The organism is Lentzea flava (assembly GCF_014648475.1).
GTDB classification, from domain to species: Bacteria; Actinomycetota; Actinomycetes; order Mycobacteriales; family Pseudonocardiaceae; genus Lentzea; species Lentzea flava.
In genome coordinates this window covers 71442-90665 of record NZ_BMRE01000017.1, presented here as the reverse complement: position 1 = coordinate 90665, position 19224 = coordinate 71442, and the positions used below count along the sequence as shown (strand labels likewise).

Genomic DNA, 19224 nt, shown 5'->3' with positions numbered 1-19224 from the left:
GGCGGTGGCCGCGAATCCTCCTTCCACAGCACGGGAACGAACCCGCCGACCGATGCTACGAACCGCCGGGGCTCACCACGAGGGGCCGATCCCGCGGCGCTCAGCCGGTGCTCTTCGACGCCTCGGCGTGGCGTTCCCGCAGACGTTCCCTGACCTGGTCCGGCGTGTAGGCGGCCCGGCGGCGCTGGTTGCGGGCGACCACGACACCGCTCGCCGCCACGCCCGCGAACGCGGCCAGACCGATCACCTTCCAGAGCTTCATGTGCCTAGGCTACGGGGCTATGGCGATAACCCTGGACGAAGCCGTGGACATGACCCGCACCGGTGACGTGTGGGTGTTCCGCGGCCGCAGCGCCGCGGACAGGGCGATCCAGGCGATGACGAACAGCCCTGTCAACCACGTGGGCATGGCGATCGTGCTGGACGACCTGCCGCCGCTGATGTGGCACGCCGAGCTCGGCAGGTCGCTTCAGGACATGTGGACCGGCACCCATCAGCGCGGTGCCCAGCTGCACGATCTGCGCGACGCCGTGGTGACGTGGCACGACAAGTACAAGCAGCGGGCGTGGCTGCGGCAGCTCGACCACCTGGTGACCCGCGAGATGGAGGACGCGGCGCTGAAGACCGTGGCCCGGCTCGACGGCACGCCGTTCCCGTCCACCGCGCGGCTCGCCTCCCGCTGGCTGCGCGGGCGGCTTCCGTTGCGACACAAGGCCGACGCCACGCTGGAGAGCGCGTTCTGCGCGGAGATCGTCGCGGTGACGTACGCGGAGATGGGACTGCTGCCCCACCGCCGGCCGAACTGGTACGACCCCGGCCGGTTCTGGAGCGGTGACGACCTCGAGCTGCTCGGCGGAGCCAAGCTGGGCGAGGAGATCGCGGTCACCGTGTGAGGGCCGCGCGACGCTGGTGCCGCGCTTCGACGTGATCCTTCTGTCGCAAATCGACTGACAACGATCAGCCCCTTGACCGGAGCCGGACGCCCCCAACACGATGAGAGCGGTCTCACCCTGGGAGCTGACAACGATGTCACGACTGCTCGCGATCGTGCTCGCCCTGCTGTTGCCCTCCGTGCCCGCCACCGCCGCACCGACCGCCTGGACCGTCACCGGACCGGGCCATGTCACCGCCAAGATAGCCTTGGGCAGCGGAAATCTGACGCTGTCTGTGCTGAGGCAGGGCAGAACCGTCCTGCAGCCCGCGCCGGTCGGCATCACGACGACCACCGCCGACCTGACCGAGAACCTGACCTTCACCGGCCGCTCTGACCGCGTTGTCATCGAGCGCTACGACATGCCCCACGGCAAACGGCTGCAGCGCTCCACCCGGATGACCGAGAGCAGGTTCGGCTTCCGCACCGCCGCCGCCAGCTTCGACCTGGTCGTCCGCGCCGCACCGGACGGCGTCGCCTACCGCTACGTGCTGCCGAACGCCGCGACAGTCACCTCTGAGGCGTCCAGCTTCGTCCTGAACCCCGACGCCAAGGCGTGGCTGCTGCCCTACAACGCCTGGTACGAGAACAACCGCGTCCGCACGACCGCGGGCGCGGCCACCGGCGACTTCGGCTACCCGTCGCTCTTCCAGACGGGCGACGACTTCGCACTGCTCACCGAGTCCGATGTGGACGGCCGGTACGCGGGCAGCAGGCTGCGCAGGACTGGCAACGGCTTCCAGGTCGTGCTGGCCGATCCGCAGGTCGAGTCGACCGGCACCACGCCGTGGCGCACCGCGATCGTCGGCGACCTCGCCACCGTCAGCACGTCCACGCTCGTCGACGACCTGGCCACGCCGGCGCTGCGCACCGACACCAGCTGGATCAAGCCGGGCAAGGTCGCGTGGTCGTGGCTGAGCGAGCACTCGAGCCCGGGCGACTTCGCCAGGCAGAAGCAGTACGTGGACTTCGCCGCCCGCCACGGCTGGGAGTACGCGCTGGTCGACGAGGGCTGGAGCGCCCAGTGGGTGCCGGAGCTGATCCGCTACGCCCGCGCGCGGGGCGTGGAGATCCTGCTGTGGCTGCGCTGGAGCGACCTCGACACCCCGCAGGAACGCGACACCGTGCTGCCGAGGATCAAGCAGTGGGGCGCGAAGGGCGTGAAGCTCGACTTCATGGAGTCCGACTCGCAGGCCCGTTACCGCTGGTACGACGCGGTTCTCCAGAAGACGGCGGACCTGCGTCTGATGGTCAACTTCCACGGTTCCACCATCCCGCACGGCCTCGCCCGCACCTGGCCGCACGTGCTCACGATGGAAGGCGTGCGCGGCGCCGAGAACCTCCCGCCCGCCGCCAACAACCCCGTGCAGTTCTTCACCCGCAACGTCGCGGGCTCGATGGACTACACGCCGGTGTCGCTGGAAGTCGGCACCAGGGAGGCGACGATCGCGCACGAGACCGCGCTGCCCGTCGTGTACGAGTCGGGCTGGACGCACTTCGCCGACAAGCCCGAGGCCTACGAACGGCATCCGCAGGCGTTGCGCTACCTCGACCAGCTGCCGACCGCGTGGGACGAGACCAGGCTCCTCGACGGCGACCCGGACACCCACGCCGTCGTCGCGCGCCGCAACGGGGACAGGTGGTTCGTCGGTGGCATCGCGACCCAGGACCGGACTCTGCACGCCCGGCTGGACTTCCTCGGCGGCGGCCAGTGGCTCGTCGAGACCGTCCGCGACCCGGCGACCAGGGCCGACGTCGTGCGCGACCGTCAGGTGCTGCGCGGCACCGGCACCCTCGACGTCCCGGTGCGGCGCAACGGCGGCTTCGCGGCGATCATCTGCCGCCACCGGCCGGGCCTGCAGACGTGCGACCGGCCCGTCCGGCAGGTCCCGAAGACGACGCTGACGGTCACCCCGGCCACCCCGGTCGACGTTCAGCAGGGCTCGGCCTTCGAGGTCACCGGCACGTTCACCAACGGCGACCAGGAGATCCGCGACGTCGTCCTGGCGGCCACTGCCCCCGAGGGCTGGGCAGTGGCCGGCGCGACCGTGCAGCGCCGACGGCTCGCACCCGGCGAGTCGATCAGCGGACGCTGGCAGGTCCAGGTCGGCGCGCAGAGTCCGGTCGGGCTGGTGGACGTGCCGGTGGTCGCCACGTTCGGCGACGGCGTGCACGTCGAGCAGGCGGTCAAAGCGTTCGTGCCACCGCCGGTGCCCACGAACGGCGCGCACATCAGCGATCTGCCGTTCCTGAGCGAGACCAACGGCTGGGGTCCGGTCGAACGCGACCGCTCGAACGGCGAGAACGCCGGCGGTGACGGCACAACGCTCTCGATCGGCGGTGTCACCTACACCAAGGGACTGGGCACCCACGCACCCTCCGAAATCTCCGTCTACCTCGGCCGGGGCTGTGAGCGGTTCACGGCCAAGATCGGCCTCGACGACGAGACGCGGGAACCGGGCTCGGTGGCGTTCCAGGTGTTCGGCGACGACGAGCTGATCTACGACAGCGGTGTCCGGAAGGGCAAAGGCGCGGCCATCCCGATCGACGTCGACGTGACCAACGTCCGGATGCTGAGCCTGCGCGTCACCGACGGCGGCGACGGCCGCAACTTCGACCACGCCGACTGGGCGGAGGCCGCGCTGACGTGCTGATCAACGAGGCCGGGCTGCCCGCCGCCGGCCTCACCAATTCCCTCCACAGTGGACGGTGTGCCGATCTCCGCGGCGAACCTCCCGGTCGCCCGCAAGGGGTACCGCGACGTGCTGTCCAAAGCGGGCGACGAGAGCCACTACCTGCGCCGGGCGAAGGCGGTGAACGACTTCCACGGCCTGGGCGCGTTCCTCGTCAGGAACGAGGAGTTTAGGTCCTGAATCCCAGGCAACCCAGAGGCATGTTCGACGGGTTGCGATCCGCCGCACGCGAGAGCGTGGTCAGGGCGTTGTGGGACGTGCCGAAGCTGCTGCGTCATCCGGTGTGGCGGACCGCCGATCCTGGCCAGGGCAAGGGTCTCGGCGTCGTGCTCGTCCCCGGCTTCGGCGCCGGCGAGGCGAGCCTGACGCCCGCCGCGTCGTGGCTGCGCGCCCGCGGTTACCTGCCGGCGCGGTCGGGAGTCGGGTTCACCGTCGGCTGCACGGCGGACCTGCTGGCGAAACTCCTGCACAGCACGGAAAAGCATGCCGAGCGCACTGGACGTCCGGTGGTGCTGCTCGGCCAGAGCCGTGGCGGCGGCCTCGCGCGCCTCGCCGCCGCCCGGCGGCCGGATCTGGTGCACGGCCTGGTGATGCTGGGCAGCCCCGTGCTCGACCCGATGGGCGCGCACCCCAACGTGTTGCGCATCGCGAGGTTCCTGGCGCGCCTGGCTTCCGCGGGGATTCCCGGGTTGCTGGACGACGACTGCATGCGGGGCCCGTGCTTCGACGAGCACGTGAAGACGCTCGCGGAACCGTTGCGGGTGCCCGCGATCTCGATTTTCTCGCGAATGGACGGAATCGTGCCGTGGCAGCTGTGCCAGGACCCGTACGCGGAGTGCGTCGAGGTGCACAGCACGCACACGGGCATGGGCTTCGACCCGCAGGTCTACGAGGTCCTGGAACCTCGGCTCGCCGCCTGGGCGACCGGAAGTATGCGCGCGTCCAGCAGGACACCGTCCACAACGTCCAGCAGCCCGATCGTGCCGTGCGGCTGACGCCGCTTGTCCGTGGGTGAGCCGGGGTTGAACACCCGGAACCCGTCCTCCTCCTCGTCCCACGGGATGTGCGAGTGTCCGAAGACGACAAGACGGGCAGCGGGGAAGCGTCGGCGCATCCGCGCCAGCCGTCCGGTCTTCTGGCCGCTGTCGTGGATCATCGCGACCGGCAGGCCCTCGATCTCGAACTCCGCGGTCTCCCGCGCGCCCCACGCCACCACGTCGGGCCCGTCGTTGTTGCCGCACACCGCGATCACGGGCGCATACTGGGCCAGCTCGTCCAGCACGGCGGCGACGCAGACGTCACCGCCGTGCAGGATGAGATCGGCGGACCGCAGGTGTGAGGCCACGTCGGCAGGGCACCGCTTCCAGAACCGCGGCGCGTGGGTGTCGGACAGCACCACCACTCTCACACCTGAAGACCGTAGCCGCTTGCGGTCACAGCGCTCGTCAGTAGGGCCCGCAGTCGTTCTCGTACGGCAGGTTCGCCCGCTCGTCGCCCCTGAAGTAGATCGCGCTGGCCAGGTAGCGGCCACCGCTGTTCATGCTCACCATGATCCAGATGTTGTTGTAGATGCCGTGGTCGTAGACGGTCTGCCCACGGGTCCAGCAGATGCCGATGCTGCTCGTGCCGGCGGGGATCACGTGGTCCACCGGACACGACAACGCCTCGCACGTGCGGACTTCGGCGTCAGCCCACGTCGTCACGATCGGGTACGGCGGCTTCGGCGGATCCGCCTGCGCCACACCGGTTCCCGCCACGAGCGCGAGCGCGGCGAGCAGGCTCCCCAGTACGAACCTCATTCACGTCCTCCCTCAGGGTTGTCGATCACCAACTGGAAACACGCGGCGCGCAGGGGAGGTTGCACGCGGTCAACAGTCAACGCGTGGTTCGACGTGGCCGGAAGCGGGTACTCGGCCCGCATGGCACGGGCGATCTGGAGCGGGTCGATCAGTTTCGGGCTGGTCAGCATCCCGGTGGAGCTGTACAGCGCCACCGAGGACCACACGGTGCACTTCAACCAGTTCCAGCGCGGCACGTCCGACCGCATCCGGTACAAGCGCGTCAACGAGCGCACCGGCCGCGAGGTGCCCTACGACAAGATCGTGAAGGGCCACGAGGTCGACAACGGCGAGTACGTCATCGTGGAGCCTGAGGAGCTGGAGGACATCGCTCCCGGCCGCTCGCGGACGCTCGACATCGAGGCGTTCGTCGACCTGGACGAGATCGACCCGGTGTTCTTCCAGAAGACGTACTGGCTCGGCCCGGCCAAGCCCGAGTTCTCGCGCCCGTACCTGTTGCTGGCGCAGGCGATGAAGAAGACGAACCGGGCGGGCATCGCGATGTTCGTCATGCGCGGCAAGCAGTACCTCACCGCGCTGAAGGAGGACAACGGGATCCTCGCCGTGCACACGCTGTTCTTCGCCGACGAGATCCGCAGCCCGCAGGACGTGCTGGACGTGACGCCGGAGGGACGGGCGCCCCGCGGCAAGGAGCTCGACATGGCGATCTCGCTGGTCGAGTCGATGGCCGACGACTGGCGGCCGAAGGACTACCGCGACACCTACACCGAGCGCGTCGAGAAGCTGATCGCGGACAAGCGCAAGGGCCGCGAGATCGTCGTCGAGGCCGAGCCTCCCGAGGCCACGGGCGTCGTGGACCTCATGGAGGCGTTGCAACGCAGTGTCGAGGCGAGCAAGAAGAAGCGGAGCGGCGCCAAGAAGAAGGCCGGTTAGCTGACGACCAGCGCGGTGGCGTTGTCGGTGCCGCCCGCGTACAACGCGGCTCGCACGAGCCGTTCTGCCGACGCGTGCCCGGCCATGATCGCCTCGATCCCGCCGTGCCCCAGGGGCCCGTAGACGCCGTCGGACGCGAGCACGAGCCGCGTGGCGCGCGTCGCCGCCCGCCCGATGTTCCCGGCGGTGGCGTGCCGGACCGTGTTCGTGACGACGTGCTCCATCCGCCGCTCCGGCACGAGCCCGCGCTCGCGGAAGTACTCGGCCACCGTGTGGTCCGTCGTGAGCTGCACCAGGTCCTCGCCGTCGGAGGCGTACGCACGGGCATCGCCGGCCCACGCGACGTCGAAGCCCCCGTCCGGCCTGGCCACGGCGACCACGATCACGGCGTCCCCGCTGTGCACCTGGAGCGCGTCCCTGGCGGCCAGGATCGCGGCGACCGGGTCGGTGAGCAGCGCCGCGGCCCCAGCGGCGGCGTGCGCGGCCTCGACGGCCGCCGCGGAGTCGCCCACCCCGTCCGCCACGACGAAGGTGCGACGGCCGTTGGTGGCGTACGCGTCGGCGTTGTGCGTGCGCGGTCCACGGTCCGAGGCGTACGTGACTGTCAGAGCGGTACCGAGTGGCATGGTGCGATCGATCAGCATGGCGACCTCCCTGACTCCATCAAGCCGCGCCTGTCTGGGAGTCTGCTGTCAGCACCCTGAGAATTGCTCTAGAACTTCGCCGCCCGGCGAAACGGGTCCGCACAGCACCGCCAACTGCGAGAGCTTTTTCTCTTGTGCTGGTGTCGCGCACCCCGAACGGGCCCGACTACGGTGATCATCGTGCGCTTCACGGTCTTCGGCGGGGTCTCGGCGTGGGTGGACGGCCGCGCGACCGAGTTCGGTCCGACGCGGCCGGGCGCCCTCCTCGGTGTGCTGCTCGTCGACGCCGGACGGGTCGTCGGCGCCGACGAGCTGGTCGAACGCGTCCTGGGTGACGCGCCGCCGCCTCGTGCCCGCGCGATGATGCAGACCTGGCTGACCCGGTTGCGGCAGACGTTGCCCGGCCTGATCGAGCGCGAGGCCGGCGGGTACGTGGTGCGGGCCGACCCCCTGGAGATCGACCTGCACCTGTTCCGCCACCTCGTGCGCACCGGCAGGACCGCCGAGGCCCTCGCGCTCGCCGGCCGGGAGCTGCTGTCCACACTGGACACGCCGTGGGCGCGGCAGCTGCGGCAGGGCTTCGCCGGCGAGCTGCTGGCGGCCCGTCTCGACCACGTCGACCAGCGGCTGAACGACGGCGAGCACGCGCTGCTGGTGCCGGAGCTGCAGGCGCTCGCCGCCGAACGCCCGCTGGACGAGCGGATCGCCGCTCAGCTGATCGAGGCGTTGCACGGCAGCGGTCGCACCTCCGCGGGCATCAGGCACTTCGAGCTGCTCAAGGCCCGTCTCGCGACCGAGCTGGGCGCCGAGCCGTCCCGGCAGCTCACCACCCTGCACCGGCGGCTGCAGACCGCGTCGGCGCCGCGGCAGCTGCCCGCGCCGCCCAAGCCGTTCACCGGCAGGGCGCTGGAGCTCGCCGAACTCGACCAGGCGCCGAACGGCGTCGTCGTGATCACCGGCACCGGCGGGGTCGGCAAGACCTCGCTCGCCGTGCACTGGGCGCACCGGGTGGCCGAACGGTTCCCGGACGGCCAGCTGTACGTGAACCTGCACGGCTTCGGCCCGTCCGGTGCGGCGTTGAGTCCCGGTGACGCGCTGCTGCGGTTCCTGTCGGCGCTGGACGTGCCGCGGGCGAAGGTGCCGCACGACCTGGCCGGGCAGTCGGCGTTGCTGCGGGACACGCTCGCGGACAAGCGGGTGCTGATGGTGCTGGACAACGCGACCGACGCCGACCAGATCGAGCCGTTGCTGCCGCGCACGCCGAACACGCACGTGGTGGTCACCAGCCGCACCGCCCTCAAACCGACGCACCGGGCCCGCTCGCTGCCGCTGGGCCTGCTGCCGCCCGACGACGCCCGCGAGCTGCTGGCCGCCCGCATCGGCCACGACCGCGCGCAGGCCGAACCGGACGCCGTCGACACGGTGGTCCGCCGCTGCGCGCGTCTCCCGCTGGCGCTCGCGGTGGCCGGGGCACGGGCGGCCACGCAGCCGGAGTTCCCGCTGGCGGCGCTGGCGGACGAGCTCGCCGACCTCGACGCGTTCGCCGACGACGATGACGTCACCGCGGACCTGCGTTCGGTGTTCTCGCACTCCTGCCGGGCGCTCAGCCCGCCAGCGCTGCGGCTCTTCCGGCTGCTCGGCCTCATGCCGGGCTCGGACATCAGCCTCGCCGGCGCCGCGTCCCTCGCGGGGCTGGAGCTGACGGAGACCGAGGCGTTGCTCGCGGAACTGGCCGAGGCGAACCTGCTCGACGAGTCGGAGCCGGGCCGGTTCACGTGCCACGACCTGCTGCGCGACTACGCGGCGGAGCTGGCCCCGACCGAGGAACGCGACGAGGCGCTGACCCGGCTGCTCGACCACCTCGCGCTGACGAGCGTCGAGGCGGCCGTCGTGTTCACCCCGAGCCGCCACCGCCCGGCCACCCCGCCTCCGGCCGACGGCGTGATCGTCACGCGGTTCGGCACGCACGACGAAGCGCTGGCGTGGCTCATGGCCGAGCACCCGACGCTGATGTCGGCGATGCCCCACGGCACCCCGGCGCAGACGTGGCTGATGGGCTGGTCGCTCGCCGACGTCCTCGACCGGCAGGCGCACTACCGCGATCTCCTCACGTCGCAGCAACTCGCGATCGCCGCGCTGGAACAGCTCGACGACACCGACGCGATGGGCCGCACGCTGATCAACCTCGGCCGCGGCCTCGGCAGGGTGGGCAGGCTCGACGAGTCCAGGGCGGCGTTCGAACGGGCGCTCGAGGTGTACGAGGGCAACCCGGCCGGCCAGGCGGGCGTGCTGCTGAACATCGCGATGCTGTGCCCGGACGACAGGATCGGCGAGGCGCTGGAGTACACGCGGCGCGGGCTCGCGTTGTACGAGGAGTGCGGCGACGAGTACGGCCAGGCCAACGCGCTGACCGGGCTGGCGTGGGGTTACGGCAAGATCGGCGAGTACGCCACCGCCGTCGAGTACGCCGAGCGCGTCATGCCCATGTGGGAGGCGATGGGCCACGCCATCGGCCAGGGCGAGACGTGGGACAACCTCGGCACCGGCTACTACGGACTCGGCGACTACGAACGCGCGGCGCACGCGTTCACGCAGTCCGCCGCCATCTTCCGGCTGGGCGGCGACCTCCCGCTGGAAGCCGCCGCCTACGAGCAGCTCGGCGACACCCACTTCGCCGCGGGTGACGCCGAGCAAGCCCGTCGTGCCTGGCAGAAGTCGCTGGAGCTGCGCAGCGGAGCCGGCCTCCCGGCCGACTCCGTGCGCCGGAAGCTACAGGCCGAAGGCCAGTAGCACGCGCCCGTATTGGCTCGGGTAGCCCAACCAGTGGCCCGAGTGGACGTAGACCATGCCGTTGGACACCACCGCCCCCGAGCCGGGACCGGCGATGACGCCACCGCGCCCGATCAGGCCGTTGACGCCCTGCGTGTCCTGAACGGTGTCGTAGGTCCAGAGGATCTTGCCGATCTTCGCGTCGTACGCGCGGAACTTGCCGTCCTGCGCACCCAGCCACACCACGCCGGGCGTGCTGGACACCGGCACGCCGTGCCCCGGCGCGCAGTTCGGCTGACCGGCCGCGCCGCCGGTGGAGCAGCCGTCGGCGGGTGCCGGGGTCTCCCACAGCACGGCGCCGGTGGCGGGATCCACCGCGAAGAGCTTGCCGGGGTCGGCGAGCCAGGTCGCGATGTAGAGCCGCTTGCCGTCGTAGCTCGCTCCCCACTGGATGCCGCCGATGCCACCGCTGGGCCACGGCGACCCCAGCTGACGACGCCACACGACCTGCCCCGTCCTGGCGTCGAACACGTGGTAGACACCGGACTTCTGGCCGACGCCGACGAGCTGCCGCCCGCCGGCCTCGAACAGGGTCGGTGTCGCGCCGATGTCGTAGTCGAGGTTGGTGTTGTCCTTCAGACCGGGGCAGTACCCCTCGGGGTCGGGCTCGTTACACGCCCCGCGCCAGGTGTCGGCGTCGGTGACCTGGTTGGTCCACCTCACCGCGCCCGTGCGGGCGTCGAGCGCGAGCAACGAGTCGAACTCGCCGCCCTTGCCGGTGTAGTTCTGGCCGGTGCCGACGTAGAGCGTGCCCGTCCGGCGGTCGATCACCGGCGAGCTCCACACGCCGGCGCCGGACGGCTCGAACCGCTTGGCGCCGTTGGGCCACGTGCCGACCTCGACCGGCTCCGGCACCGTGTAGTGGCGCCACACCAGCGCGCCCGTGTCGGCGTCGTAGGCGTCGACGTGGCCGCGGAACGTGCAGCACGCGTGGTCGCGCGGCAACACGTTCTCGCTGCTCGACGTCCCCACGTACACCAGTCCGTTGTGGACGATCGGCGAGCTGGTGGTCATGGACGCGATCGTGTCGTCCATCTGCACCTGCCAGCGCTGCCGTCCCGTCCGCTGGTCCAGCGCGAACAGCCGGCCCGCGCTGTCGCCGAAGAACACCTTGCCGCCGCTCACGGCCGGGCCGTCCGAGTTGTAGGCGAACCGGGTGGCGGGTGGGAGCGTGAACTCCCACTTCGGTGCGCCCGTGCGGGCGTTGCGGGCGTAGAACTTGCCGTCCGGGCCGCCGAAGTAGATCGTGTCGCCGACGACGGCCGGCTGGCTGCGGACGTGGTTGATCTCGCCGAGCGGATGCGAGAACGCCCACTTGAGCTTGAGCTTGCCCGCGTTGTGCTGGTTGAGGCGCCACTCAGCGGCGTTGTGCCGGGAGCCGTTCAGATCCTTCTGCCACCCGGCCCAGTCGCCGCTGGGATGCGCCGTGGCGGGTGAGGCGGTCAGCACTATCAGCGCCGCGGTCAGCAGCGCAGTTGTTTTGAGCATGGAATTTCCCCCTTCCACCACCACCCTGGCAGTGGCGGAAGGGGGATGCGACCGCCCAAAGTCGTGTTGTGGCTTAGCCGATCGGTTGATGCGTCACGACGTCGACACCCGGCCAGCCCCCGCTGACGATCGGGTTGTGCTGTCCGAGCAGGTACTGCCGGAAGAACGCCGGGATGTACGTGGTGGCGACCGCGCGCTGCTGCTCAGGGGTGAGGCCGGTGTCCGGGCAGCGGCTGTCGTTGTCGTAGGACCACTCGGTGTTGAAGTAGTTGTGGTTGGCGTGCTTCGGCGTGACCGCGTGGATCGGCGCGAGGTTGCGGCCCTTGGCGTTGTCGACGTACGAGCCGCCGTTCACCGCGCCGTCGCAGCTGCCGGTCATGACCGCGAACGGGATCTTCGTGATGCGGTAGTCGAGGTTCTCCGGGGCCTCGGGGTCGGGTGCGTAGTAGTCGGCGGGTGCGAGCGGCAGCACGGCCCTGATGCGCACACCGGCGGGCAGTTCGGCGGCGTGCCGGTCCGACGCCTGGTAGACCGCGCCGCGGCCACCTCGCGAGTGGCCGAGGGTGCCGACGTTGGTCAGGTCGAGGTGGTTGCGGAAGGCCTTGAGCCGCTCGGCGAGCGGACCCTTGCCGTCGTTGAGGTCGCGCAGGAGTTCGAGGTGCCTGCTCATCAGCGCCGCCCGCGCGATGTCGGCGGACTGGCCCATCTCACCGGCGTTGACGCCGTTCACGCTCACCGACACGACCACGAAACCCTGACGCGCCAGCTCCTGTCCCAGGTAGTCGTACCCGCGGTAGCTCGGGAACGCGTCTGCCTGCGGGCAGGGCCAGACCCACTGGTCGCTCTGGCACGGTTTCCAATAACCGTGCGCGAGCAGCACCACCGGCCTCTTGCCGATGAGCGTGCGTGGCGCGTGCACGACGGCGGTGAGCTCGAGGTCCGCGACGGGGCCGCCCGGTTCGGTGTGAAAGCCGGGCACCTGGAAGGCGCGATCACCGAGCGAGTACTCGATCTTCCTGACGCCGGTGCGGTGGTCGGGGGTTGCGGTGGTGTGCGGCGCGGTCAGCACCATCGCGAACGCGACGGCGGCCGTGACCGCACCGATCTTCCTGGGCGCGAGTGCCATGCCGGTGATCAAAACGGTCGGATGTGGGCGGCTTGTGAGGGTCGTGTCACGGTTCTGCCACAGAGAAGTGGCCGGCGAACCCGCGGAACCGTTCCGCCAGTGGGCCCTCGGCCCCGCTCAGCTCGCGCCACAGCTCCACGTGCCTGCTCAGCACGGCCGGATCGCCGACCAGCACGACGATGGCTCCCTGCTGCGCCAACGACTGCGCGCGGTGGTCGTCCCCGCGGAGGTGGAACACCAGCGGGCGCGTGCCGACGAGCGTGCGCGGCGAGTGGACCACCGCGTTCAGGTCGCCGACCGCGTACTCCATCCTCATGACGGCGGGCCGGTGCTCCCGCACCGGCGTGGTGGCCGCCGTGTTCGGCGCGGTCAGCACCAGCGCGAGCACGACGGCACCGAGGACTCTGGGCACGATCGCCATGAGCACGATCTCATCGGGCCCATGTGCGCCGGAGGTCCGGACTTCGTCACGGTTTTGCCACAGCGCCCTCGATGCCGTCGAGCAGGACGCGCAGGCCGTTGCGGAAGTTCTCCAGCGCGTCGTTCTCCAGGTACGGCAGGGAGGGGTCGACCGGCTCGCGATCCTGTTCCAGCAGGTGCAGCATCGGGAACTTCTTCGCGAGGTCGGGCTCGATCTCCAGCAGCACGGCCGACCGCGCGTACCACCACTCCTCGTCGGCCTCGCCGGTCGCGCCACCGGCGGCGCGCGCCTCGGCGATGGTCTGGGCGGCGCCGCGCACGAAGTAGTTGATCGCGCCGACGATGCCGCGCAGCTGCCGGCCGGGCAGGCCGGTGGAGACCAGGATCGCGGCCAGTGCCTCGGTCACGGCGAACTCGTGCGGGCCGAGCACCGGGCGTGCCTGCGACACCTGCAGCACCCACGGGTGGCGGCCGTAGCACTCCCACATGTCGTGTGCCCACCGCGTCACGGCGGGCCGCCAGCCGTCGTCGAGCGGGTAGGACGTCGGCAGCTCGGCCATCGTGCGGTCGTACATGAGGTCGACCAGCTCGTTCTTGCCCGGCACGTACGTGTAGAGCGCCATGGCGGTGTGGCCGAGGCGCTCCCCCACCGCGCGCATCGAGAACGCGAGGCCCTGTTCGTCGGCGACGGCGATGCCGGCGTCGACGATCGCGTCGACGCTCAGGCCGGGCTTCGGGCCGGGGCGGTGCTCGGTGACCGACCCGCGCCAGAGCAGCTCGATGGACCGGCGCGGGTCGCCCTGACCTGCGTAGACGACCACGGTTGCGACTCCTTACAACGTAAAGTAACCTCGTTGGTCCGATACTTTACGGCATAAAGAATCAACTGGGGTGAGAAGCCGCGATGAATGCTGTCGCCGACAGCCACGACGTGATCCAGGTCCGCGGGGCCAGGGAGAACAACCTCGCGAACGTGTCGCTCGACGTCCCCAAGCGCCGCCTGACGGTCTTCACCGGCGTGTCCGGCTCCGGCAAGTCCTCGCTGGTCTTCGGCACGATCGCGGCCGAGTCGCAGCGCATGATCAACGAGACCTACACCGCGTTCCTGCAGTCGTTCATGCCGTCGATCGGGCGGCCGGACGTGGACGCGCTGCACAACCTGAGCGCGGCGATCATCGTCGACCAGGAGCGGATGGGCGCGAACTCCCGCTCCACGGTCGGCACGGCCACCGACGCGCACACCATGCTCCGGATCGTCTTCAGCCGCCTGGGCGAGCCGCACGTCGGCACGTCCGGCGCGTTCAGCTTCAACCTGCCGGAGGGCATGTGCCCTGGCTGCGAGGGCCTGGGCAAGGTCACCACCATCGACGTGGACGCGATCGTCGACAGGACCAAGTCGCTGAACGAGGGCGCGATCGACGCCCCGAACTACGGCGTCGGCACCTGGTACTGGCAGGTGCTCGCCAACTCCGGCCTCTACTCCCCCGACAAGCCCATCGCGGAGTTCACCGAGCAGGAACTGCACGACTTCCTGTACAAGCCGACGACGAAGCTGAACATCGGCGGCACCAACGTCACCTACGACGGCCTGATCCCGAAGCTGCAGCGCACGATCCTGAGCAAGGACCGCGAGTCGATGCAGCCGCACGTCCGGGCGTTCGTCGATCGCGCGGTCACGTTCGCGACCTGCCCCGACTGCCACGGCGCCCGGCTGAACTCCGCGGCACTCAGCTCGAGGATCCGCGGACTGAACATCGCCGACTGCTGCGCGATGCAGATCAGCGACCTCGCCCAGTTCGTGCACTCGATCGACGACCCGTCCGTCGCTCCGCTGCTGGCGACGCTGCGCGACACGCTCGACTCGCTGGTCGAGATCGGCCTCGGCTACCTCTCGCTCGACCGCGAGTCCGCCACGCTGTCCGGTGGCGAGTCGCAGCGCGTGAAGATGGTGCGGCACCTGGGATCGTCGCTGACCGACATCACCTACGTGTTCGACGAGCCGACCGTCGGCCTGCACCCGCACGACATCCAGCGGATGAACAACCTGCTGCTTCGCCTGCGCGACAAGGGGAACACCGTCCTCGTCGTCGAGCACAAGCCGGAGACCATCGAGATCGCCGACCACGTCGTCGATCTCGGCCCGGGCGCGGGCGTCAACGGCGGCCACGTCTGCTACTCCGGCGACGTGGCGGGTCTGCGCGCGTCCGGCACGTTGACGGGACGGCACCTCGACCACCGGGCGAAGCTGCGGCCGCAGTTCCGTTCCCCCAAGGGTTTCCTGACGATCGAGGGCGCCAGGCAGAACAACCTGAAGGACGTCTCGGTCGACATCCCGCTCGGGGTGCTGACCGTCGTCACGGGCGTCGCCGGGTCGGGCAAGTCGTCGCTGATCCACGGTTCGCTGCGCGGGCGCCCGGACGTGGTGACGGTCGACCAGTCGGCGATCCGCGGGTCCCGCCGGTCCAACCCCGCCACCTACACCGGGCTCCTCGACCCGGTCCGCACCGCCTTCGCCAAGGCCAACGGCGTGAAAGCGGCGTTGTTCAGCGCGAACTCCGAAGGCGCCTGCCCGCACTGCAAGGGCATCGGCCTCGTCTACACCGACCTGGCGATGATGGCGGGCGTCGCGACGGTCTGCGAGAAGTGCGAGGGAAAGCGCTACACGCCCGAGGTGCTGCGCTACACGTTGCGGGGCAAGAACATCAGCGAGGTGCTCGGCATGTCCGTCGCCGAGGCGTGCGAGTTCTTCCCGTCCGGCCAGGCCCACGCCGTCCTGCGCCGCCTGCACGACGTCGGCCTGTCGTACCTGTCGCTCGGCCAGCCGCTGACCACGCTGTCCGGCGGCGAGCGGCAGCGGCTCAAACTCGCCATCCACATGGCGGAGAAGGCCTCGACGTACGTGCTGGACGAGCCGACGTCCGGCCTGCACCTCGCCGACGTCGACCAGCTGCTCGGCCTGCTCGACCAGCTGATCGACTCCGGCAACACGGTCATCGTGATCGAACACCACCTGGCCGTGATGGCGCACGCCGACTGGATCATCGACATGGGCCCCGGCGCCGGCCACGACGGCGGCCAGGTGGTCTTCACCGGCACGCCCGGCGACCTGGTCGCGAACTCGGCCACCCTCACCGCCCAGCACCTGAAGGAGTACCTGTCGTGAGCCTGCTGACCGTCACCTCCGTGCGGCCGCTGACGCCGCGCATGGTGCGGATGACGTTCACCGGCGACGGCCTCGCCGGCATCGGCACCTGGCCGGACCAGCAGCTGAAGCTGTTGTTCCCCAAGCCGGGCTGCTCCGCGCAGGTGTCGGACTCGCCGGACGTCAGCGTCTGGTACCAGGCCTACCTGGCGATCCCCGAGCCTGAACGGCCGTGGATGCGCAGCTTCACCGTGCGGTCTCTGGTCGACGGCGTGCTGACCGTGGACTTCGTGCTGCACGGCGACAGCGGCCCCGCCTCCGCGTGGGCCGCACGAGCCAAGCCGGGCGACGTCATCGGCCGGTTCGGTCCGTCGCCGGACTACGCCCGTCCGCTCGGCGTTGCGGACCTGCTGGTGTTCGCGGGCGACGAGACGGCGTTGCCCGCGATCGCCTCACTGCTGGAGCTGCTGCCCGCCTCCCAGCGACGGCTGGCGTTCGTCGAGGTCGCGGACCCGGCGGAGGAGCAGGACATCCCCGGCGTGCGGTGGGTGCACCGCAGTGCCGGGGAGGACCTGGTGTCCGTGGTGACCGCGGCCGAGGTGCCGTCGTCGGTCTGGGTGTGGCTGGGCGGCGAGGCCTCCGCGGTGCGGGCACTGCGGAGGCACTTCGTCGCGCTCGGAGTGCCCAAAAAGGACATCGAGTTCTCCGGCTACTGGCGCCGGACCCTCACCCAGGACGACGCTCCGACCGCCGAGGACCTCGCCGAGGCCCAGGAACGGATCGCCGCGCTCAGCGAGTGACCACCAGGACAGCGCTGTTGGCCGGCACGTCGACCGTGGCCTTCGTGCCGGCCACCCTGATGTTCTCGGGCCGTGGCGTGAACTTCGCGTCCTTCCCGACCTTCGACCCGGCGATGGTGATCTCCGTCGAGTCCAGTTTTTGCGCGGTCAACACGTAGACCTTGGCGTGACGGGCCTTGTGCGGCAACGTGATCGTCGCCGTCACCGCGGTCGTGTTCTTGTTGTTGACGAACGCGTTGTTGCCGATGCCCCACGCCGTGACCTCGTCCGCACCGGTGACGCTCGCCGCGTGGTAGGCACCGGGCCCGGCCAGCTTCCACAGCAGCTCACCGTAGTAAACCCCTTGCACACCAACGGGATTCAGCCCGTCGTACTTGATCGGCGAGTAGTGCAGCGGGAACTGGACCGACGTGCCACCGTGGAAGTTGATGCCCGAACCCTGCCGCGCCGCGACACCGGACATGTAGTCCAATGCCCACAGCGCCGCCGCCTGCACATCGCTCACACCCGCGGCGCCGCCGTGGTAGTAGTTGTTGGCCTCCGTGACGCGCCACTGCCTGATGCCGTTGTCCTGCCAGGCTTTCTGCATCGCGGCGCTCGCGGTGGGCAACCGCCCGGACTTGTTGGACGCAAGCATGTCCGGGATCGACGCCTTGTCGTTGCGGGCGATGTACTGGTGGGTGGAGAGGATGGTCGCGCCGCGTGCTTTCTGCGTGCGGCCGAAGTCCATGGCCCACGCGGTCTTGTTGGCCTCGCCGGGACCGTCGAACTCGGCGTCCGGCACCTTCGCCTTGATCGCGTCGGCGAACTTGCCGAACAGCGCCTCGTACTCCGGCCACGTCTTGACGTAGACGTTCGGCTCGTTGCCGATCTCGAACGCCACCAGGTCGCGGCCGAGCTCCTTGGCCGCGACCTCGGCCTCGGCGGCGGCGTTCTCGGGCGTGTTGGTCTTGAGGTTGATGCCGTAGACGACCTTCCACCCGGTGACCCTGGCGAACAGCGCCAGCTCCCGGATGTCCGACGGCGCGACCTCCTCAGCCCTGCCGCCCGCGCCCCGCGGGTTCCAGGTCGTCATGTCCACCAGGTTGCCGCCGATGCGCAGCAGGCTGGGCCCGAGGAGCCGGAAGAGCCGGACCAGGTCGGCGTTGCGGGCGTTGAACATCCGCGCGCCGACCCGGTCCTTCTCGTAGCTGAAGCCGGCGAAGTCCCTGCCGACCTGACTGGTGCTCGCGGCTTCGACCTGCACCTTCACGTCCGGCGCCGCGTGCGCGGGAGTGCCGGCGAACAGGATCAACAGGGCCGCCGCGGCCGCTGCTAGACGCATGGGAATCCCTTCGTCCGTGCGGCGGCAGAACTCGACTTTAGATCGGATGTTTCCGAAATTCGAGCACGGACCGATCGTTGGCCACTTCTGTCACCTGCTCGAGCACCAAACCATGTGGCGCAGCGAGCTTCTTGTACTCTTCGAGGCTCCGCTCCTGCCCACCGAAGTGCACGAGCATGACCAGGTCCATCTCGGTGCTGATCCCCATACCTCGGATGGATTCGACGACGAGCAGCCGAGCGTGCTCCGGCATGGCCTCGACGCACCGGGCCAGGATGCGGTGGCACTGCCCCTCGTCCCAGTCGTGGAGGACGTTGAACAGCAGGTAGGCGTCCCCACCGGCGGGCAGCGGGTCGAAGAAGCTGCCGGCGGTCGCGCGCGCCCGGTCACCGAGCCCGCTGAAGTTCTGCCGGGCGGGCCCGACCTCCAGGTCCACGAGATGGCCGCTCAGTCCGGGATGAGCGGTGAGCACGGCGGTGAGCAGGTCGCCGGGCCCGCCACCGACGTCGACGATCACCGGGAACCGCGCCCAGTCCACGGCGGCCACGTAGTCCGGGATCCGTTCCCGGATGCGCCAGGTCATCTGCCGGTCGAACGCCTCGCGCAGGTGGGGCTGCTCGGCGAGGTCGGTCCAGAAGTCCCTTCCGTAGCGCAGCGGGTAGGCGGGCTCGCCGGTGCGGACGCTGTGGGCCAGGTCGACGAAGGCGAGGTCGGCGCGCCCGGCGGCCGTGTCGTGGTGGAGGAGGTTGTGCAGGCCGTTGCCGGCGTCGGCGCAGAGGTGCGCGCCGAACTCGGTGGTGCCGTAGCCGGTGCCGACGCGGTCGACGACGCCGAGGGTGACGAGGTGGCCGAGCAGGAGTTCGAGGGCGGTCGGGTTGACGCCGAGTTCGGCGGCCAGGAGGTCGACCGTGGCGGCGGCTCTCAGGCGATCGGGAAGGCCGAGGGTCACCGCGACCCGCAATGCCATCGGGGTTGCCAGCCCTGCCATTTCCCGGAGTTTGTGCACGTCGTTTCCCACGTGAATCCACACTGCCACCACGGGCAACTGGATTTTGGTACACACTGAAGCTATAGAGAGAACAACTTCCAGCGCTC

The 19224-nt window shown here is 70.2% G+C and carries 18 protein-coding genes; 8 read left to right on the top strand and 10 right to left on the bottom strand.

Translation table 11 applies throughout. The features are described 5' to 3' along the window. Positions 1-100: 100 nt before the first annotated feature. A complete protein-coding gene (locus IEZ09_RS20745; RefSeq protein WP_189255378.1) occupies positions 101-262 on the bottom strand; it encodes a hypothetical protein in 162 nt (53 codons plus the stop codon). Positions 263-281: 19 nt separating this feature from the next. Between IEZ09_RS20745 and IEZ09_RS20740 the strand changes: the two genes are divergently transcribed. From IEZ09_RS20740 to IEZ09_RS20725, 4 genes are all read left to right on the top strand, one after another. Beyond that, on the top strand, positions 282-893 hold the full coding sequence (locus tag IEZ09_RS20740) for a hypothetical protein (RefSeq protein WP_189255377.1): 612 nt from the start codon (positions 282-284) through the stop codon (positions 891-893). Between the two features lie 133 nt (positions 894-1026). Next, positions 1027-3585, top strand: coding sequence for an NPCBM/NEW2 domain-containing protein (locus tag IEZ09_RS20735; protein WP_229812778.1), 2559 nt, complete (start codon positions 1027-1029; stop codon positions 3583-3585). A 57-nt stretch (positions 3586-3642) separates the two neighbouring features. Further along, positions 3643-3804 (top strand): hypothetical protein, encoded by a 162-nt coding sequence (locus IEZ09_RS20730; protein ID WP_189255375.1) that lies wholly within the window; start codon positions 3643-3645, stop codon positions 3802-3804. A gap of 20 nt (positions 3805-3824) precedes the next feature. Next, on the top strand, positions 3825-4619 hold the full coding sequence (locus IEZ09_RS20725; protein ID WP_189255374.1) for an esterase/lipase family protein: 795 nt from the start codon (positions 3825-3827) through the stop codon (positions 4617-4619). Here IEZ09_RS20725 and IEZ09_RS20720 read toward each other — a convergent pair. Together IEZ09_RS20720 and IEZ09_RS20715 are read right to left on the bottom strand one after the other, a co-directional pair. Further along, positions 4511-5032, bottom strand: coding sequence for a metallophosphoesterase family protein (locus IEZ09_RS20720; RefSeq protein WP_189255373.1), 522 nt, complete (start codon positions 5030-5032; stop codon positions 4511-4513). The two genes, IEZ09_RS20725 and IEZ09_RS20720, sit on opposite strands and share 109 nt — an antisense overlap. Before the next feature lie 37 nt (positions 5033-5069). Further along, positions 5070-5423, bottom strand: a complete 354-nt coding sequence (locus tag IEZ09_RS20715; protein ID WP_189255372.1) for a hypothetical protein — start codon at positions 5421-5423, stop codon at positions 5070-5072. A 120-nt stretch (positions 5424-5543) separates the two neighbouring features. Here IEZ09_RS20715 and ku point away from each other — a divergent pair, with 120 nt between their 5' ends. Next, positions 5544-6356: a non-homologous end joining protein Ku gene (gene ku / locus IEZ09_RS20710; RefSeq protein ID WP_189255423.1), complete on the top strand. Its 813-nt coding sequence runs from the start codon at positions 5544-5546 to the stop codon at positions 6354-6356. Here ku and IEZ09_RS20705 read toward each other — a convergent pair. Beyond that, positions 6353-7000 carry a PP2C family protein-serine/threonine phosphatase gene (locus tag IEZ09_RS20705; protein WP_229812777.1) on the bottom strand — a complete coding sequence of 216 codons (648 nt, stop codon included), beginning with the start codon at positions 6998-7000 and terminating at the stop codon, positions 6353-6355. The two genes, ku and IEZ09_RS20705, sit on opposite strands and share 4 nt — an antisense overlap. Positions 7001-7180: 180 nt before the next feature. On the opposite strand from IEZ09_RS20705, the gene IEZ09_RS20700 reads away from it, so the two are divergent. Further along, positions 7181-9790, top strand: a complete 2610-nt coding sequence (locus tag IEZ09_RS20700; RefSeq protein WP_189255371.1) for an AfsR/SARP family transcriptional regulator — start codon at positions 7181-7183, stop codon at positions 9788-9790. On the opposite strand, the gene IEZ09_RS20695 is transcribed toward IEZ09_RS20700, so the two are convergent. The 4 genes from IEZ09_RS20695 to IEZ09_RS20680 all read right to left on the bottom strand — a co-directional run bounded on the left by IEZ09_RS20695 (position 9770) and on the right by IEZ09_RS20680 (position 13684). Next, positions 9770-11317: an outer membrane protein assembly factor BamB family protein gene (locus tag IEZ09_RS20695; protein ID WP_189255370.1), complete on the bottom strand. Its 1548-nt coding sequence runs from the start codon at positions 11315-11317 to the stop codon at positions 9770-9772. The two genes, IEZ09_RS20700 and IEZ09_RS20695, sit on opposite strands and share 21 nt — an antisense overlap. A 73-nt stretch (positions 11318-11390) precedes the next feature. Further along, positions 11391-12443, bottom strand: a complete 1053-nt coding sequence (locus tag IEZ09_RS20690) for an alpha/beta hydrolase (protein ID WP_189255369.1) — start codon at positions 12441-12443, stop codon at positions 11391-11393. A gap of 46 nt (positions 12444-12489) precedes the next feature. Further along, positions 12490-12864, bottom strand: coding sequence for a hypothetical protein (locus IEZ09_RS20685; RefSeq protein WP_189255368.1), 375 nt, complete (start codon positions 12862-12864; stop codon positions 12490-12492). A gap of 46 nt (positions 12865-12910) precedes the next feature. Beyond that, positions 12911-13684 (bottom strand): TetR/AcrR family transcriptional regulator C-terminal domain-containing protein, encoded by a 774-nt coding sequence (locus tag IEZ09_RS20680; protein ID WP_189255367.1) that lies wholly within the window; start codon positions 13682-13684, stop codon positions 12911-12913. Positions 13685-13767: 83 nt separating this feature from the next. On the opposite strand from IEZ09_RS20680, the gene IEZ09_RS20675 reads away from it, so the two are divergent. Both IEZ09_RS20675 and IEZ09_RS20670 read left to right on the top strand, forming a co-directional pair. After that, complete coding sequence (locus tag IEZ09_RS20675; RefSeq protein ID WP_189255366.1) at positions 13768-16026, top strand: ATP-binding cassette domain-containing protein; 2259 nt, start codon at positions 13768-13770, stop codon at positions 16024-16026. Beyond that, on the top strand, positions 16023-16805 hold the full coding sequence (locus tag IEZ09_RS20670; RefSeq protein ID WP_229812776.1) for a siderophore-interacting protein: 783 nt from the start codon (positions 16023-16025) through the stop codon (positions 16803-16805). Before IEZ09_RS20675 ends, IEZ09_RS20670 begins: the two co-directional genes overlap by 4 nt. On the opposite strand, the gene IEZ09_RS20665 is transcribed toward IEZ09_RS20670, so the two are convergent. Continuing rightward, entirely contained in the window at positions 16795-18129 is a 1335-nt protein-coding gene (locus IEZ09_RS20665) for a hypothetical protein (RefSeq protein WP_189255365.1), read from the bottom strand. The two genes, IEZ09_RS20670 and IEZ09_RS20665, sit on opposite strands and share 11 nt — an antisense overlap. 37 nt (positions 18130-18166) lie before the next feature. Then, positions 18167-19117 carry a methyltransferase gene (locus IEZ09_RS20660; RefSeq protein WP_189255364.1) on the bottom strand — a complete coding sequence of 317 codons (951 nt, stop codon included), beginning with the start codon at positions 19115-19117 and terminating at the stop codon, positions 18167-18169. Positions 19118-19224 lie beyond the last annotated feature (107 nt).